The sequence below is a fragment of the Microbacterium umsixpiens genome, from assembly GCF_053543675.1.
This window is the reverse complement of sequence record NZ_JBLVOH010000004.1, coordinates 13458-31153: the sequence shown is the minus strand read 5'-3', so window position 1 is coordinate 31153 and position 17696 is coordinate 13458. Positions and strand designations below refer to the sequence as shown.

The following is a 17696-nucleotide window of genomic DNA, read 5'->3' as shown; positions in this document are numbered from 1 at the left end:
CCGCCCAGCCGAGCGCGGCGGGCCGTCTGGTCACCGGGTCACCGACAGATTTCCGTCAAGCGCGACGGTGGAGTCCCCGCCGACACCGACGTCGAACGTCGTCACATCCTGCACGTACGAGCCAGTCTCCGAGTTCCAGTACTGGAGCTCCGCGGGCGTGAGCGGGAACTCGACTCGTCGCGTTTCTCCTGCATTGAGGGTGATGCGGCGGAAGCCCTTAAGCTCGCGCACCGGGCGCGATGCGCTGCCGTACTGCTGGTGGATGTAGAGCTGCACGACTTCGTCGGCGTCTCGCGTCCCGGTATTGGACACGTCGACGCTCACGACGGTCGAGTCTCCGATCTTGATGGCGGGCGATCCGACGCGAAGGTTGGCGTACTCGAACGTGGAGTACGACAGACCGTGCCCGAAGGAGTAGAGAGGGGCGTTGCTCTCTTCGAAGTAACGCTGGTCCTGCTCGTCCGGCACGAAGGTGCGGTTGTGAGCGTAGATCAACGGAACCTGACCAACGTGGCGGGGCCAGGTGAACGGCAGGCGCCCCGCGGGGTTGACGTGGCCCAGGAGTACGGCGGCGACGGCTTCTCCGGCCCGGGAGCCCGGGTACCACGCCTGCACGATGGCTGGCACATGCTCGTCTGCCCATCGCAGGTCAAGCGGACGCCCGGAGACGACGACGAGAACGACTTTCGTTCCCGTCGCGTGAATGCGCTGCAGTTGCTCGAGCTGACGCCCAGGGAGATCGAGGGTGCTCGTCGATGCCTTCTCCCCGATCTGGTTCTGCCGCTGACCCACGACGACGACGACGACGTCGGACTCTCCGGCCAGGGCGACAGCACGGTCAATCGCCGCATCGTCGTCGTAGTCCTGTGCAGTGCGCTCGATGGACGTGTCGAGCACATCGAACGGGGACGGGTGCACCCGTTCGGGGAGCCCTACTCCTGGCTCGTAAGCCACCTCAGATTCCTGAAGTGCGAGACGGAGTCCGTCAACAATCGTGACCGTTTCGCTGGTGTCGTGCGCGAAGATCCACGGGCCGAGAAGGTCGCGCCGTGCATCCGCGAGTTCGCCGACAACCGCTATACGGCCAATCGACTTCGACTCCAACGGCAGGGCACCTTCCGCATTCTTGAGCAGGACGATGGCCTGCTCAGCGGAGTGGCGGGCGAGAGTCCGGTGCTCCCGCGCACTCAGAACGGTCTCCGTTTCTTCTTCGTTGGCATAGGGGTTCTCGAACAGTCCGAGGCGGAACTTCGCGGTCAGCACCCGGCGCACGGCGTCGTCCAGTACCTCTTCCGTGACGGTGCCGGCGGCGACGGCATCGGGCAGGTTGTCGAAGGCCGGGTCGAACGTGCACATCTCCATGTCGAGGCCTGCGCCGAGCGCTCGGATGGCGGCGTCGGTCTGGTCAGCAGCGAAATGCTGCGTGGTCAGTGATCGCACCGCATTCGCGTCAGAGACAACGAATCCCTGGAAGCCGAGCTGCTCTCGGAGGATACCCGTGAGGAGCTTGGGACTTGCGGCCGCCGGAACCCCGTTGAGGTCCATGTATGCGCTCATGACGTTGCCGGCGCCCGCGTCAATGGCGGCCCGGAACGGTGGGAGGTAGACGTTCCACAGCTCGCTGTCGGACACCTCGGCGTCGTCGTAGTCACGACCGCCTCGCGACGCACCATAGCCAACGAAATGCTTCGGTCCAGCCAGGAGCTTCTCGGAGCCGAACTCTCCTTGGAATCCGCGCACCTGCGCCGCGGCCATAGCTGCCCCGAGCACGGGGTCCTCCCCCGCACCCTCGATCATCCGTCCCCATCGCGGGTCGCGGGCCACATCGATCATCGGAGCGAACGTCCAGTGAACACCCGCTGCTCGCGCTTCACGAGCGGCCGCGCTCTGGACCGCTTCCACTGTCGACTCCGACCAGGTTGCAGCAAGTCCGATGGGAACAGGGAACACCGTCCGCCACCCGTGGACAACGTCAAAGCCGAACAGCAGCGGGATACCCAAGCGGCTCTCTTCGACCGCATACCTCTGAAGACGATTGCTCAGCTCCGGAGTGCGGATGAAGAGAAGCGAACCCGCCCGACCGGCTTTGACCGCGGCCTCGATTCGCGCGGGAAGTTCAACGTGGATCCGATGCTCTGGGGGGAGCGATTCGATGTCGAAGTCGTCCGGGATCGGTTCGCCCGTGCCGGTGTAGAAGTACTGGGTGAGCTGACCCGCTTTCTCCTCGATGGTGAGGCGGGCGAGGAGATCGTCGACACGTTCTCCGATGGGAAGGTCGGGATTCTTGTAGGGCGCTACGGACATGCATTCCTCCGAGAGGTGAGCGTGGGCAGAAGTGAGGTGCCGAGGAACAGGGAGACGGGATCAGCCGGCAAGAGCTACGGCGAGGTCCGCCCGAAGCTCGTCGGAAGCTCCGGGGACGTAGTCGAGCATCGTGGTGATCGACATGGCCGCCGCTTCCGGAGCCCGCCCGTCGAGTGGCACCCCCGGGTAGTGGCGAGCGAACGCCTCAGTGAAGCGCCGCCATGCCGCGGGGTCGTCCGACACGGCTCGCAGCGTGGAATCCAGCGTGAGCTCCTCTGTCGAGGAGGAGGCGTCGATCTCGTATGTGAAGGTGTGCTCGCCAGCAGTGATCTCGGCGATGTGCGCGGGGGCATGCAGAGGGAGCACGACTTCTGCTGTGGTGTCGTCGGGGATCCTCACGGTCAGCGTGAAGGTCGTTCCCTCGAGACTCCAGACGATAGCGACTTCGCCGTAGGTGGTTATGTGTCGCAGATCGGAGCTGGTGAGGTTCCCACCCGGTTGAGGCGCGATACGCATGCGTCGGTAGCCGGGCTCAATGGCCGAGAGTCCGCCGATGGTGCGGTGCATCCAGTCGACCACCGCCCCGAGCGCGTAGTGGTTGAGCGAGGTCATCCCGGAGGGGTTGATCGTCCCATCAGGACGGATGGAGTCCCAGCGCTCCCAGATCGTCGTCGCGCCCATGGTCACCGGGTAGAGGAAGGATGGAGCCTTCGTCTCCATAAGGAGCAGATACGCCTCCTCCAGGTGCCCGGTCGAAGACAGCGCATCTGTGACGATGGGCGTTCCCGCGAACCCGGTCGAGATGCGGAACCCCGCCTCGCCCACGATGCTCGCCAGACGATCCCCCGCGTGCTGCACCTGGGAAGGTTCGAGGGCTCCGAACCGGATCGCGAGTGCGTAAGCGGTCGCGGTCTCGTTGACGAGCCGACCGTTCTTCGTGACGAACTCGTCGCGGAACGCGTTGCGTACTCGTGCTGCGAGCGCGTCGAACTCGGTCGCGTCCTCGGTGTAGCCGAGCACATGAGCGGTGTCAGCCATCTCACGCGTCGTCCGACAGAGGTAAGCACTTGCGACGAGATGGCGGTCAGTCTTGCCGCCCGCCGGGTTGTCGTCCGGAGCGTCGGGGTCCAGCCAGTCTCCGTACTGGAAACCCGTGCTCCATAGGCCGTCCTCGTCGAGAAGCTCGGCCACCTGACGGATGAACATTGTCATCGATTCGTAGGCGTCCTGGAGAATCTGGCTGTCTCCGTACTCCTGGTATAGCGCCCATGGAAGGCTGACGGCGACGTCGCTCCACAACGCGGTAGGCGAAGAGGGCGTGGACAGCACATCGGGGACGACCCAGGGCACGAAGCCTTTCTCCTTCTGCTCGACTGCAAGGTCCTTGAGCCAGGATCCGAGCACGCCCCGAACGTCATAGAGGAATGCAGCTGTCGGTGCGAATGCGTTGATGTCCCCTGTCCATCCGAGGCGCTCATCCCGCTGCGGGCAGTCCGTCGGGACGCCCACGAAGTTGTCTCGCATGGACCACACGGCGTTCGAATGAAGTTGATTGAGCTGCGCGTTTGACGTGGTGAGCCAGCCGGTCCGCTCCATGTCCGAGTGGACGACGACAGCGCGGACAGCCTCAGGCGAGAATTCACCCGGCCAGCCGTCAATCTGGATATACCGGAATCCGTGGAAGGTGAACCGCGGCTCCCAGGTTTCCGGAGCACCTCCGCGGAGGATGTATTGGTCAGTCGCCGCCGCGGTTCGCAACGTCTCTGGTTCGATTTCACCGTTGACCATCGCCTCGACGTGGCGCAGAGTGAGGATCGCACCGCGCTCGCCCTCTACGGTCAGCCGCACCCAGCCCGAGATGTTCTGCCCGAAGTCGACGACGAGCTTGCCCGAGGGAGTCCTGAAGACGTCGACCGCGGCCAGCTCCTCGATACGTCGGATCGGAGGGGCAATCGGCTCCGCCAAGGTGTCCAGAGGCCAATCGAACAACTGGACAGGGACCCATTCGCTCGCATCGAACCCCGCGCGATCCCAGCCTTCTGGTTCCTCGCGAGCATCGAACACCTCCCCGTCATAGATGCTGTTCGCCCGCACACCACCACGAGCGGCGGCCACAGTGAGATCGCTGACAATCAGGTCCGTGCTGCCATCCGCGTACTCCAACTCGAGTTCAAACCATGCGGCGGGACGCTCCGAGTAGTGGTGCCGCCGATCCTCCCAGCCGAGCCGACCGACGGCCCACCCCTCACCCAGAACTGCTCCCACCACGTTCTCGCCGGCAACAATCTGACCGGTCACGTCGTGCCTGCTGACAATGAGACGATGACGATACGAGGTCCATCCCGGCGCGAGTACCTCGTCGCCGACCGTCTTGCCATTGAGGTGGGGCTCGATGAATCCCAGCGCTGTGATGCGCAGCGTCGCGCGCATGGGAGCGGAAGGTACGAGGAACTCTTTGCGGAGATAAGACGCCGGTTCTTCGCTTGCGCCTTGCGCAAAAGACGGGCTGATGAAGAAAGCGGGAGAGTTCTCGGTCGTCACGTGGATACTCCTTCGGGGAGAGCTTCGGACAATCGCCGAGACCTCGTTGTCGATACTAGCGCGGGCTAGTTTGATTAGATTATCTACGTTCGCTAGCGCGCACAAGTCGATCCAGCGCGGGCAGCGCCCAGTGTGGTGGACTGAGCGCACATCCGTGATTCGAGGAGCATTTTGTGACACCGCAGACATCCGCGCGGCGCGTGACCGCCGCCGACATCGCCAGATCGTTGGGCGTGTCACGCGCGACTGTCGGCTTCGTGCTGAACGAAACTCCAGGACAGACGATCTCTGCGGCGACTACGGAACGGGTGCTCGCGGAGGCGCAACGCCTCGGGTATCGCCCGCATATCGCGGCCCGCGCGCTCGCAAGCGGTCGCAGCAACATCGTCTTGCTCGTGCTGCCGGACTGGCCTATCGAGTTCAGCCTGCGGGAGAACATCGACGAGGCGACAAACGCTCTCGACGAGCACGGTTACGCTCTCATCACTTTCACCCCTCACGAAGGCGCGCGAGCTCGGCCTCTCTGGGAGACGCTGCAACCCGACGTGGTGATGGGACTATTCCCGTTCGGGGAGGCGACCCTGCAATCCTTGCGCGCGGCCGGCGTGGAACGAATTGTTCCCGACCCCGAAGGCTCTGCCGAGCCCCCGTACCCGGAGGAGGGCCCGCGCCTGCAGGTGGAACACCTTCACGGCTTGGGGCACCGACGAATTGGGTTCATCCGGCCCAACGACGCGCGTCTAGCCGGACTGGCGGACGCCCGTCAAGCAGCAGCGACCGCCGCATGCAGAGCCGCAGGGATGCCCACGCCTGTGGTGCTCAATATGGAACCGCTCCGTTCCGAGGTAGACCCCGCGGTGCGGGCCTGGGTGGATCAGGGGCTGACAGCATTGGTCGCATTCAACGACGATGTTGCGGCAACGGTCATTGGCGCGGCGGCGCGAGCTGGCGTCGCTGTGCCCCATGATCTCTCTGTGGTCGGCCACGACGACGCTCCCCTGGCGTTGATGGTCGAGCCACGCATCTCGAGCGTGCGAATCGACTCAACGGGGCTGGGGCATCGGCTCGCGGCCATGGCTCTAGACGCCATGGCCGGCACAGAGACGGCGAGATCGGATGAGAACGCAGCGGTGAGTTTCATCGCGCGAGACTCATCAGGCCCCGTCCGCTGAGCGCCGCCGACGCACGCGCGCAGAGCCGAACGCGCACGGGAGTTCCGCGTCACCGAGCGCACCATCACCCCCGATACTGCAGATGGCACATACCGTCGCCGCGCACGGCCGCCACACTACAAGGGGCTTTCTCATTCAGGATCGAGAAAGCCCCTTGTATCAACGACCTGAGCTCAGCGCACCGCGCGAACTCTCAGCACGACCAGTCCACCGAGAACGGTGATGATGCCAGCCACGATGTATAGCAGACCGTAGTTCTTATCACCCGCCGCTGCGATGCCGATGGCCAGAATGGCCGGAGCGACAAAGGGCGCGACTGCCTGAGGAATCGCCGTGGCGAAGCCAGCGATCCCCATGAATCGTCCCGCATCCGTGTCACGCTCAGGCAGAACATCGAGCAGAAGGGCCTGGTCGACGGCCGAGAACGCTCCGATGCCGACAGAAGCAATGAGCGAGCCAGCGATGAGCCATGGCAATCCCGGAGCCACACCCTGCATCACGGTGCCACCTGCGAAGATCAGCGAGGCCGCAAGAACGAACACTCGGCGGCGACGCAACTTGTCCGACAGGAAGCCGCCGCCAATCGCTCCGACGGTGGTGGCGAGGATTCCGATGAGACTCAGCGTTGCAAGCACGCCCGCCACCTCAGTGACTTCGATTCCGAGCCTGGACGCGAAGAAGAATGCCGTAAAGGTTGTCGCGAGCGTGAGCCCGAAGTAGAACAGGAATCGCCCCAGCCACACGAGGGAGAAGTCTGGGTACACCGCAGGGTTGAAGATGTACTTCTTCAGTGCGGTGCCGAGAGTCAACGATTCGCTCAGGATCATCTGTCGACTGTCCTGTTCTCGCGAGAACAGGAGGAACAGGGTGAGGAAGATGACGCCCACGATGCCAGGTACAACAAACAGCAGCAGCGGATCCCCGGCCAGACTGCCTGCCATCACCACACCCACGACCGGGGCCACCTGCGTCGCGAAACCGACGAAGCCTGCGACCTTGCCGCGCTGGTGCTCGGGGAGGACGTCGGCCATTGACGTGGTGACCATCGCCAGAGCCTGGCCCCAGCCCATCTGAGCCAAGATCCATCCAAGGCCGAGGATGACGACGCTCGGTGCGGAACCCATGACGAGAAGGGAGACGACGCCGAGCAGCATTCCACCAAAGATCCATGGGCGCCGGCGCCCCAGTCGCGTGCGTGTCCGGTCGCTCAACACCCCCACGATGGGTGTGATGATCATCACCACGACCGACCCCGCACCGGTGATGTACCCGAGGTACTCGTCATGTCCAGGCGCGAGCACGCTGATTCGTACCGCGAGGGAGATGGCGATAGGCGTGATGAGCGCAACGAAAATGCCGAACTGAGCGAGCACGAGAAGCCAGATGAAGCTGCGTGACGCCTGCGCCGGGCGAATGAGACCGGTGGATGTGCGGGTGCCTTCTGCTACCGCACCAGGCACTGCGGGCAGCGATGCGGGAGCCGGTGGCATATCGGACGATGCTTGCTCGGAAGCGGACCCGTGATTGGCGGGAGTTGTCATGGTGACTCCGTTGTCGTTGCGATGCTGGGCGCAGCATCAGGGTAAAGGTCGCCCACACTGCGCGCGTTTCGGGCGGGAACGGGATCTCGGCTACTTCGTAACTTGCGCGCGCAAGCTCGCTCAGAATAGACCCGTCAGCTTGCGCGCGCAAGTAGCAGTTATGCGGTCGCAAGAAGTTGAAGCGTGCGTCGTCCTTGAACCTGTCGCAGAAGCGCCGGAGTGGCACACGAGAACGCAGGCATCGACACCGGCCATGACACTGAAGCTGCGTCGAAACCGCGACGCTGTCATGGTGGGACGCCACGACAGCAGCAGTGCGCGCTGGATTGTGCGTCGTCCGAGCCGGTGGCGGGCCTCGTGGCGATGCCAGCAGACGAACAGGAAAGAGGCCGCCCCGACGTCGGCGCCTGGACGGCCTCTTGCAAACGCTCTCGCGCGCCCTATCTCCTAGTTCCGCTTCTTCCGACACTGAGGACATCTTGCGCCCCGGGTGCGGCTGTCGCCACTGCTCCGCCAGGTGTGCCCCCGAGAGCACAGCCAGAAGATCTGACGCTTTGTGCCGGCGATAACATCGTGTGGAGTCGTCGATCCGTTCAGGCTCGGGTGCCAGCTTGCGACGAGATCAGCTCTCGTGGCTGCGAGCGAGTTGTCAGCGTGAAGCGCCCGGTGCGAGCAGAAGCCGCACTTCGAGCCCTTGCTGCGGTTGTCGCCGGAAGCCTGCCATTCATGACCCCGTTTGCACTTCCACCACAGCCGGCGCGACGTTCCTGCCACGACGTCCCTCGGGGTGCAGGTGTTCAACGCGTCATGGAACTCCGCGGCCAGATCGGGCCTTGTAGTTGCCATGTCATTGAAGCCGGCCAAGACGCGCCTGTTGCTGCAGAAGGGACATCCAGTTCCACGTTCACGATTGCTGCCCGAAGCCTGCCACTCGTGACCCCGCTCGCACCGCCACCACAGGCGACGATTCGTCCCGGCGATTATGGTCTCGGGAGTCAGCGGGCCATTCTTGTCAGGGTGGAATTCCGCACTGAGCTGTGGGCTGGTCGCTCTCATACAGTTCGCACGGCTCACCTCGCGATTCGAGCAGAAGCGACAGCGTTTGCCTTTCACTCGCGCCGCGATTGTGCCTTCGTATGCACAGCCGTTCTCGCATCTCCACCACGCTTTGGCGGCGGAACCCGCCAGCACGTCGGCGGGAGTGAGGTCACCGTTCAGCTCCCCATGCCACAGTGCCGCGATGTCCGGTCGAGTTGCTGCAAGCGACGTTGTCGGGTGGACTGTCTGTCTCGTGCAGTAGTGGCAGCGGTGTCCGGCCTTTCGCGCGTGCGGGGTGGTCCAGTAGATGTGACCCGCTGAGCACCTCCATGCCATCGTGAACATTGAGCCGGCAACCACGTTGTCCGCCGTGCGGCCTTCGTTGAGAGCGTCCACCAGCTCGGCAGCGATCTGCGGATGGGTCGCGCGAAGGCAGTTTCCGGAGTCGACTCGTTTGTTCGAGCAGAACGGGCAACCATTTCCCGTGTTCGTCCGGGTGTTGGGTGATGCGCGGAAGGTGTGGCCGTATCGGCACAACCAGTACCGCTGTTCGGAGGACCCGAAGGAGACGTCCTCCGGCCGGACGGAACCGTTGAGACTCGGATGCCACTGCGCTGCGTAGCTGCCGTGGGTCGCGGCCAGAGAAGTCTCGGGCGTCACTCTCCTCCGTGCACATACCGGGCAGCCGCCGCCTATCTTGCTCGTGAGCAGTCGTCGCCCGTCGGAGGTGTACTTATGCCCTTTTCGACAGACGTACTCGTTCACTCGAGCCCGCCGAAGCGATTGCTCGAACCGGTCCACCGGCTGGGGCGTCTGCACAAGTTGCGTGAGTTGAAGATGTCGGAGCCGTGGGTAGAAGCTCGAGCTCAGGAGGTCGAGCTCATCGAACTCTTCGCCGGCCGGATCTGAGGCGCGCCGCTCCGCACGAAGAAGTAGCCATACCGAGTCGACGAGAACGTTCGAGTTCATCGCCGAAACGATGTCTTTGATGGTTCTCGTCAACGCTGAGTGCTTCTCCACGGCTTCGGCGGCTGACTCGGCTGGGCGACCGGACGCAAGATGGCGAGCGACGTCGATTGAGAGGCAGAAGCGCTGAGCGGGGTCGAGCACGTTGCCTACTGCTTCTTCCCAGGCGCGGACGCACGCGAGCAACTCCGCGAGGCGTGGTGTGTTCATCAAGCCGCGCTTTCGCAGTCGCCTGTAAGCCCGGTCGGCGCGGAACACGTCGAGATCGACGTCGAATTGTGCGTCCGGGGCGGTCCCGGGGCCGGTCCATCGCAGGTGCCGCGCGCACACCCGGGGGCCGTCATGTGCAATCTGCTCGGCGATTTCGCCTCCCATGCACAGTGCGCACGCAAAGCGTCGGCCGATAAGAGCTTCGCGCGTTGCGGGTTCGCTGTACTTGTCTGCGAGCGCTCTTGCACGCTCGAAGTGGCCCTGCTCGAGTCCACCAAGCGCTTCTACCAGCGCCTCTCGGGTTGCGCAGAGCTCTGCTTTGAGGAGTGCCCTGACGACGCTGTTCCACAGGCCGGCCGTGTAGCCGTTGGCTTCTCTCAGTCGACGTTCGAAGCTCTGCAGCGTTTCGAACATCACCGGACGCACACGTATAGGCAATGGAGTCAGGCCTTCATGCAGCACGCGACATCACCTTCTTCGCTTTCGCTTCGTTCTTTCGAGTTCGTTGGTAGGCACGCTCACTCACAAGGTCGCCTCGAACGGTCTCCAGGTGCTGCTCGGTGATGAACTCATTGCCGGGATCCCCGGTCGCGATGAGATCGAGTGCAACGGTGGTGAGCAACCGGGACAGAGTGCCGATTGAACCGCTGGTGCGATCCCAGAGGTAGTCCGCGAGAAGGAGTAGCGACCTGGGCTCTTGAGCGAGCAATCCCAGTTGTTGTTCGAAGGCGTATACGATGCCACCCCAAAGACGACGCTCCTCTTCGGTGTCGACCTCGAAATGGTCAAGAGCAACGAAGCTGCTGCGACCCGCGAACTGGTCCCCCAGCCCCTTGTTGGAACGGAGCTTGTCCTCGAGATTGAATCCGACGTAGAGCGGAACTGCCGGAACGGCGTTCATGAGGTTCTTCGTGGCCTGTTGGGTCTCGGAATGCCCGTGACTGTCGAATGCCATGTTCTGCATCTCATCGATGACGATGAGCGACGTTCGGCCTTCCACCAAATGGTGAATCGCGAGTTCGGTTCGCTCCTCTGCGGTCATACGCGAGGTGTAGGGCACCCCCAGGAAGCTGAGGAAGCACCCCATGAGGTTCTTGGGCGAGCACGAATCAGGCACCTCGACGTAGACGACGGGCGAGTGCCCGAGTTCCTTCCAGGTGGGGTGCTCGCGTGCATGACTCTGGAGGCCTTCGGAAAGGGCGTACGTCGCGGCCGTTGTCTTCCCGGTGGTTGGCTTGCCACTCAAGATGACTCCTCTGCGACCGACCGGAAGGTCCTTGAACATCGCTGCGCGCCTGACTTCGAGCAGGACATCTTTGAGGCCGGGCGTCATGATGTCTGTGTTGCTACGGATGCGGTTGACTCGGCGGGCATCGAACGCCGTTCGGGCACGCACTCCAAGCGCGTTGTACGCTGACAGCGTCAGGTGCTCGGGGACCGGAGTCTTGCGCGCCTCGAGGAACGGCAGGAGATTTCTCTCCCGGTTGAGATGGCCGCCGGGTACGGGGCCAGGTGTGACCTTCATTTTCATCCTTTCGTGGGCAGGCCGGTCAAGCGAAGGGGACTTCGTCGAAGTTGAGGTAATCGCTGATGGCATCTCGGCGATCCCGATGCGAGGTCAGCTGACTCTGCGCGCGCTGCGCTTTGCGGGTCGCGACCTTGGCGTCCGCAACCTCCTGCTCGCGCCGCGTCCGTTCACTCACCGCGGCCGACTTCCGCATCCGGAGGGCGAGGTCATGTGCGTCTTCGTTGGTGAACCGTTTCGTGGACTTCGCCACGTGCTTCGCTTTCGTCAGCATCTGTCGCTCGTTCGGTCTGAGGAGACCTCCGTCCTCGACCCACTCGCAGGTGATCCACTCCCCGTCGAAGGACGAACGGACCCACACCTGCGAGGGATCGTTGCGGTCGTAGTGGACGGCTACCTCGATGCTGTTGTCGTTCTCGTCCTTCTGCAGGCGCATCGGCGCGAGGTGGGGGCTGTTGTACTTGCGGTAGTCGATGAGAATCCCGTCCGCCTGGACCGTACGCATCACCCGCGGCATCATCGCGATGTAGTCCTCTTCGCCAAGCGGGATTGTGAAGTGCCCGGTGAACTCAAGGGATGCGGCGTACATCGAGTTCGGCGAGTGCATCAGCTTCGGCTCGAACGGGTCCGACAGGCCCTCGTGAGCTCTGTTCTGCCACACGATCCCAAGCCATTCGTCGAAAAGTTCGATGACCGTGCGAAGTTCGAGAACAGCCTCCATCTCCGGCCGCACGCCACGCTCTGCCTTACTCCCTCCCACATAGCCGGGGAGGTGGCGCGTGAAGAGCTTCTTGATGGTGTCGAAGTGCTTCTCCACGTGAGGCTTGCCCGTGGGTGTCCTCGGAGGCGTCTCGGTGAGATGGATACCGTACCTGCTGCAAGTCGCCTGTACGACGATGCCGCGGAAGTCTTGCCCGTTGTCGGTGAGGATTCGCCGAGGAAAGATGTACGGTCGGAACGTGTCGTAGTTGTGCTTCCGCCCCCTGACGTGGGCAGCCCACGGCATCTCGGGAAGCTCCAGCTCGGCGTACTGCTTACTCCAGGGACGAAGCGCGTGTGGCACGAGAGTGCGAGCGATGAGCCATGCGTGGTCGTCCGACCTTGCTGGGCCATCGGTGAAGTGAAACCCGATGATGCTCCGCGTGCGCTTGTCCATCAGGGTTGTGAGCCATGGTCGGACGATCCGCCCATCAGGCATCAGCACAAACGCATCGAAGCGAGTCGAATCCGTCTGACATTCGTCGCCCGGCGCTGTCACCGCGCGCTTACGGAATGTGTGCTTCGGCACGAGCGCGGCAGTCTGCCGTTGCTGGGCGGACTTCGTCGGGTTCTGGTCACCGGACAGCATCTTGACGTAGCGTTCAATGGTCGAGATCGACGGGGTTGCCGGGCGGTCGTTGGGGTGCGGGAACTCTTCCTCGAGCAGATCCTTCAATTCGGCGCGGATGACCGCGTACGACGTTTGGGAACGGCCCTCAAAGGACTTGAGGACTCTCCGCAGCTGCGCGACGACGTCCTCGTCAGCGCGCGTGAACGGTGCTTCCTTCCGTCCGCGCTTGCGCTTGTCGCCGAGTCCGGCGACGCCGTCCTTGCGAAACTGTGACAGCCGGCGTTGGAGTGTGCGCAGCGGGATCGGCATTCCGAAGACCTCCTCAAGCTCCGTCATCTTGCTTTCGAGCCGCCAGCTCATGGGCAGCCGCGTTTCGTACTGAGCTCGAGGCTCGGTTCCGACCGCCGGCGTTCCATCGACCAGTTCTCGAAGATGAGGAATGAGGAGTCGAGTGTCGGCATCGAGGTCGTCGATGACGTCGGCGACAGCCCTTGCTCTCTCCCGTGCCTCGCGTTTCGCTTTCCGCTTGTCGGACTCGGTCTCGTGAACGACTTCGAGCTGTTGCCCGGGAGCCAGCATCCTGAATAGCTCGACGTAATGCAGGAGCGCGGTCTCGTCAGTGAGCTCGTTTCTTAACTTGAGGAGGATTCCCTGGCAACCGATGAGCGTATAGGTCCCGTCAATGAGTTCGATGGTCTGGCCGATGATGTAGTCGCGTCTGCGGGGCATGATTGTCCTTTCAATCAGGCGACGTGGAGTCGTGTGTTGTCGGTGAACGGAGCGTGGATGTCGAAACGGATGGCGCGCTGCCACATCAGATGGAAGACAGCCGGAAGGTACTCTCCCGGCTTGTCGGTACGAAGGCTGTTTCGTAGAGCGCCGAACGTCTTGTGCTTGGTCGCGAGACTGAGGATCCGAGAGCGTGTAGACGCGTCCGGTTCGTATCTCGGGTGGTGATAGCGGCACATCATCTCCAGACTCCATCGAGTGATGTCGGTGAACATGTCGAACAGTTCGAATCGCCAACCGACGCGCTCGCAGAGAAGGCGCGTCAACTCGAACTTCAGTGCGTCGGTTTCGCTCGTGCGCGCGGAGTCATGGACGTCCACAAGGATGGCCTCGCCGAATGCCGTGCGAATGAGGAAGTCGGGGGTGTGGAACAGCCCGTTGGGAAAGGTGAGAAGCATCGGCTGCGCCACTGCCTCGATGATGTCGAGTTCGTGGTCCAACAGCATCAGTGCGGTGAACTCACTCATCGATTCATGTCGGACCATCGACTGTGATCCAGCACACCAGTAGTACCCCTGCGAGGCTCGCTGACCATCCCACTTCATGAGGGGCCGCGCCGGATCCACGGGCGTGACCTTCTCTACCGACGTGCGGTTCAGCGCGCGAACCGCATGAACGCGTCCTTTCGCGTCCTTCCACTCGATCCTGTCCACCTTCAGCGGAGATGACTTCCGGATCGCTGCACGTCGCGTCCTCGGACGTCTGGGGGTCGGGAGAGTCACGCTCTCCTGTGATTTCTCCACGGTCACACTTCTCGTTTCCATGCCTACTCCTTCCTGCCAAGTTGCGATTGAGCGTACCGAGATAAAATCCCGTATGCACGCATTTCGACCGTATCAGCGTGTCGTCATGGCTGGCACGGCCGCGCCGAGCCGCGACGAGTGGGACGGCCGATACCCCGAGCGCGCCACCCGTCAGGCGCGACCGGCGTCAATGTCGGGGTCGCGGGTACTGTGTTGGACATGTCTACTCCGCGTTACACGCCGCGAAACTTCGTTCTTCCGCCCAGAGATTTCGGGCGCCGTTGGATATCCGAATGGAGGGCTCCAGACCCTTCGTGGACTCCGAAGGAGATCGCGCAACTCGAAGCGGCTCAAATACAGCACCGCATCGCTTACGGGATTCTTGAGATCTACTTGCCGACTACGAATGCGCGCACCATCACGGGACTGGCGTCGCAGCTTGGCATGAGCTACGACCGGCTTCAACGCATGCTCAATGGACAGGTAGTGATGCAGCTTGAAGACATCGGCCTGTTGCGCAGTCTTGACGGAGTGGACATTGACTCTTTGATAACGAACAGAGGTGAGCTTCCACGCCACGACGTCCAGTCGGCTTAGCCAGTCACGACGAGCGGAAACCCCGCTCGATCTTCGAAAATCTCGGTGTGTCATATGCGGACCGTAGTCCGCATCGTGTATATGCGCAACAGAATTCTCTGAACCCCGACATCAATGAGTCGGTCCACGGCGGCCGCGCACGCATGCCCCGAGCGAAAGCCGTCCGCACGTCCGGCGAGCTCGCTTTCGGCACTTGACGAGTGCGGACCACGTTCCGCATACTCGTGCAAGCGAGTGGTTTCACGAAGACCGAAGGGACGACGCCCGCCGTGCACAGCGTCGCGGCCAGTTGTCTCTCTGCGAGTCGTCGACCGCGAAACGACCTCGCCTTCTTCGCTGATGGAGTAGAGCTGATGAGCATGAACGAACCACCCCCCTGGGGAGCCGTCGCCGGTCTTTGCCCCATGCAAGCGTCAGGTGCCCCGGACCTCGGGCACCAGGTCGGCGAGGTTGCAGCGCCGCTCGGGCTTGGCACGACGCACTCCGTCCGCGCCAAGATTCACGACGTATTTTGCTGTTGTGTCGCCATCCCATGGAAGGGCCGCGGTGGGATCAGCCGGGTTCAGGGAATCGAACGCAGTCTCCAGGTGGTCCCCACGTTCCTTGAGCGCTCGCAGACAGCGAGAGCACGATGAAAGGCCTGGATCACGCTTCCGTAATCGTGCTGCCCGACCAGCGTGTGGCAGTCTGCGGAGACTGGCACGGCAATGGGGGTTGGGCTCGAATGCTCGGGCGAGCACTGCCGCATCTTGCCCCTGATGTGACGACGATCCTGCACCTCGGGGACTACTGGATGAACGGCTACGAGGTCGATGAGGCGTTCGCCGACACCGGCATCGAACGAATCCTGGTCACCCTCGGGAACCACGAGCCGTACGGGAAGCTGATCCCTCTCCTCAACGAACGCCCCGGGTCCGCTGTGCGCGTATCGCACCTGACCTGGATCCTCCCGCGACCAGCACGCCTCACCGTCGGCGGGCGCAACGTCCTTTCGCTCGGTGGAGCATCATCCGTGGACCGACAGTCTCGCATCGAAGGCCTAACCTGGTGGCCAGACGAGGCCATAACCGATGAGCACGTCGCAGCGGCTATCGCCGGAGGACCCGCAGACCTGATGCTCACGCACGAGTCTCCGGCAAGGACCCCGGTACGCCCTGTTCAGAAGATTCTCCGCACGAACCCGGGCTGGTTCACGAAGGCGGCGCTCGAGGCATCTGCGGCGTCACGCGCGCGGGTCGGTCAGGTGTGGGATGCCGTGCGCCCCGAGCTCCTCGCGCATGGGCACATGCACATCGCGGCAGGCGGGAAGACCGAGGACGGCCGGCGTGTCGCGAGTCTCGGGCGAGAGGGTCACGAGGGGAACCTGGGATTCCTTGATATGCAGAACCTGCGGATGGCGACCCCGAGCCTGGCGATAATCCGCGGGATGGCGAGCGAGGATGGGCCTCGGTGGACTCGGGAGCAGCGGATGAAGAGCGTCGCGGAGTCCTTGCACTCGGGAGTTCTGGACGGACTCAAACCCACCCCCCAAGCACTTCGTGATGCCCAGGACTACATCGACGGAATCCGCAGTCTCGAGGAGATCATCGAAGACGTCCGTCGCCGCTACACCCGGGACCCCGAGGAGGAGGAGTGACCGAGGACGAACCGAACCCCTGGGCGGAGATCGTCGGCCCCTGCCACACGGTGACGAGCATGGCCCGCACGCTCGGGTGGACGGAGGCCGAGGTCATGGTGGCCGGGGACGATCTACGTCTCCTCAGGTTGCGCACCGAAGACGACATCTTCCTCTTCCCGGCGTTTCAGTTGCACGACGGCAAGGTGGTCGCCGGGCTGCGGGAGGTTCTCCTCGTTCTTCAGACCGGCGTGAACGATTCCTGGACGTGGGCGCAGTGGTTGAACGTCGCGTTGCCCGAAGTGGATCCACCCCGCAACATCACGCGGCTCACCGAAGGACGCCTCGAGGAGGCGCTACGAGATGCGCGTCACGACGCCTGGTCATGGAGTTCATGAGGACGCGGGCACTCTTCTGAGATCATTCGGCGTCGAAGGGCTCAACGCCGCTACCCCACACCCAGCAACGGAAGACGTGATCCCCCGCTTTGAACCCGATTCCCGCTGCTCGAGAGGTCGAGCGCAGCAGGACCGCGTCGACGCGGATCGCTTCGGGTCCAAACCGGACCCATGCGGTGGCCTTCGGTGTGGTCGGGGGTAGATCGCCAGCGGGTGTCGGTGGAGAGCCAGCTCGCGGTCGGTGAGCGACTGCAGCGGGCCCGCGCGGGATCCTTCAAGGACGGACGAGTGCTGCGCGTAGCGGTCGTAGAGCGGGGCTAGTCGCTTGCTGGTTCCCATGAGCCGGCGATCCTTCCTCCGGCCGAACGCTCCACAGCATATGAGCTGCCTCAGACGTCTCTGACTCGGCCCTGCGGAGGTGACGATGGTTCGTTTCGCCCTGACACACTCAAAGGGAGGGCGTGACGCTGCGGGCCGCGGTCAGGTGCGGCATTGCTCGCGGACGCCGACCGGCTCTCGCACTCACCGCCCAGCGATGCGGTCGGAGCTCTGGATGCCGCCGCCTTCATTGCCCAGCAGATCTCCGCAGCTGACCGTCCTGGACTCGACGGGCACCGTAGTGACCACGCTTGACGCCCTCCCCAAGCACGACGGCGTCGACCAGCGCTCGTTCCACTGCTTGTCGAACTTCCCGCTGAGCGTCGTGCCGCCGTCCTGGTTCCCTAGCGGCGGGATGCCGAACGTTGCGTTCAGCGCGCCGCGTTAACGTCCCCGTCGCCTCGTACGATCTGACAATCGCGTCCACCGCATCGGCTGACGCGCACGCCCCCTGTGAGCGACTAGATCGGATTCAGATTGACCCGTTGCCGCTTCTTCCCGCTACAACCAAGGTGAACAGGGACCACTCGCATGGGAGCACGCGGGAGC

General features: G+C 63.4%; 11 protein-coding genes. 4 read left to right on the top strand and 7 right to left on the bottom strand.

The window, feature by feature from the left end; genetic code table 11:
- Positions 1–30 precede the first annotated feature (30 nt).
- Together ACNPM4_RS00490 and ACNPM4_RS00485 are read right to left on the bottom strand one after the other, a co-directional pair.
- The gene (locus tag ACNPM4_RS00490) at positions 31–2304 is read right to left on the bottom strand and encodes a glycoside hydrolase family 3 N-terminal domain-containing protein (protein ID WP_448984330.1); all 2274 of its coding nucleotides are present in this window, start codon (positions 2302–2304) and stop codon (positions 31–33) included.
- 60 nt (positions 2305–2364) lie between these two features.
- Complete coding sequence (locus tag ACNPM4_RS00485; protein WP_448984329.1) at positions 2365–4734, bottom strand: alpha-L-rhamnosidase; 2370 nt, start codon at positions 4732–4734, stop codon at positions 2365–2367.
- A gap of 284 nt (positions 4735–5018) precedes the next feature.
- On the opposite strand from ACNPM4_RS00485, the gene ACNPM4_RS00480 reads away from it, so the two are divergent.
- Positions 5019–6017, top strand: a complete 999-nt coding sequence (locus tag ACNPM4_RS00480; RefSeq protein WP_448984328.1) for a LacI family DNA-binding transcriptional regulator — start codon at positions 5019–5021, stop codon at positions 6015–6017.
- A gap of 173 nt (positions 6018–6190) precedes the next feature.
- Here the strand turns inward: ACNPM4_RS00480 and ACNPM4_RS00475 are convergent, their stop codons facing one another.
- The 5 genes from ACNPM4_RS00475 to ACNPM4_RS00455 form a co-directional block, all read right to left on the bottom strand.
- The gene (locus ACNPM4_RS00475) at positions 6191–7558 is read right to left on the bottom strand and encodes an MFS transporter (protein WP_448984327.1); all 1368 of its coding nucleotides are present in this window, start codon (positions 7556–7558) and stop codon (positions 6191–6193) included.
- 447 nt (positions 7559–8005) lie between these two features.
- The gene (locus ACNPM4_RS00470) at positions 8006–10234 is read right to left on the bottom strand and encodes a zinc-ribbon domain-containing protein (protein WP_448984326.1); all 2229 of its coding nucleotides are present in this window, start codon (positions 10232–10234) and stop codon (positions 8006–8008) included.
- Positions 10224–11297 (bottom strand): AAA family ATPase, encoded by a 1074-nt coding sequence (locus ACNPM4_RS00465; protein WP_448984325.1) that lies wholly within the window; start codon positions 11295–11297, stop codon positions 10224–10226. Before ACNPM4_RS00465 ends, ACNPM4_RS00470 begins: the two co-directional genes overlap by 11 nt.
- 25 nt (positions 11298–11322) lie before the next feature.
- Positions 11323–13356 carry a Mu transposase C-terminal domain-containing protein gene (locus tag ACNPM4_RS00460; RefSeq protein WP_448984324.1) on the bottom strand — a complete coding sequence of 678 codons (2034 nt, stop codon included), beginning with the start codon at positions 13354–13356 and terminating at the stop codon, positions 11323–11325.
- A 14-nt stretch (positions 13357–13370) separates the two neighbouring features.
- Positions 13371–14069: a TnsA-like heteromeric transposase endonuclease subunit gene (locus ACNPM4_RS00455; RefSeq protein ID WP_448984323.1), complete on the bottom strand. Its 699-nt coding sequence runs from the start codon at positions 14067–14069 to the stop codon at positions 13371–13373.
- A gap of 309 nt (positions 14070–14378) precedes the next feature.
- Between ACNPM4_RS00455 and ACNPM4_RS00450 the strand changes: the two genes are divergently transcribed.
- From ACNPM4_RS00450 to ACNPM4_RS00440, 3 genes are all read left to right on the top strand, one after another.
- Positions 14379–14756, top strand: a complete 378-nt coding sequence (locus tag ACNPM4_RS00450) for a hypothetical protein (RefSeq protein WP_448984322.1) — start codon at positions 14379–14381, stop codon at positions 14754–14756.
- 631 nt (positions 14757–15387) lie between these two features.
- Positions 15388–16392, top strand: coding sequence for a metallophosphoesterase (locus ACNPM4_RS00445; protein WP_448984321.1), 1005 nt, complete (start codon positions 15388–15390; stop codon positions 16390–16392).
- Positions 16389–16769: a hypothetical protein gene (locus ACNPM4_RS00440; protein ID WP_448984320.1), complete on the top strand. Its 381-nt coding sequence runs from the start codon at positions 16389–16391 to the stop codon at positions 16767–16769. Before ACNPM4_RS00445 ends, ACNPM4_RS00440 begins: the two co-directional genes overlap by 4 nt.
- The last annotated feature ends 927 nt before the right edge of the window (positions 16770–17696 follow it).

Excerpts from the sequence above, each read along its gene's own strand:
- ACNPM4_RS00490 (WP_448984330.1), bottom strand. The coding sequence starts at position 2,304 with ATGTCCGTAGCGCCCTACAAGAATCCCGACCTTCCCATCGGAGAACGT.
- ACNPM4_RS00485 (WP_448984329.1), bottom strand. The coding sequence starts at position 4,734 with ATGCGCGCGACGCTGCGCATCACAGCGCTGGGATTCATCGAGCCCCAC.
- ACNPM4_RS00475 (WP_448984327.1), bottom strand. The coding sequence starts at position 7,558 with ATGACAACTCCCGCCAATCACGGGTCCGCTTCCGAGCAAGCATCGTCC.
- ACNPM4_RS00465 (WP_448984325.1), bottom strand. The coding sequence starts at position 11,297 with ATGAAGGTCACACCTGGCCCCGTACCCGGCGGCCATCTCAACCGGGAG.
- ACNPM4_RS00460 (WP_448984324.1), bottom strand. The coding sequence starts at position 13,356 with ATGCCCCGCAGACGCGACTACATCATCGGCCAGACCATCGAACTCATT.
- ACNPM4_RS00450 (WP_448984322.1), top strand. The coding sequence starts at position 14,379 with ATGTCTACTCCGCGTTACACGCCGCGAAACTTCGTTCTTCCGCCCAGA.
- ACNPM4_RS00445 (WP_448984321.1), top strand. The coding sequence starts at position 15,388 with ATGAAAGGCCTGGATCACGCTTCCGTAATCGTGCTGCCCGACCAGCGT.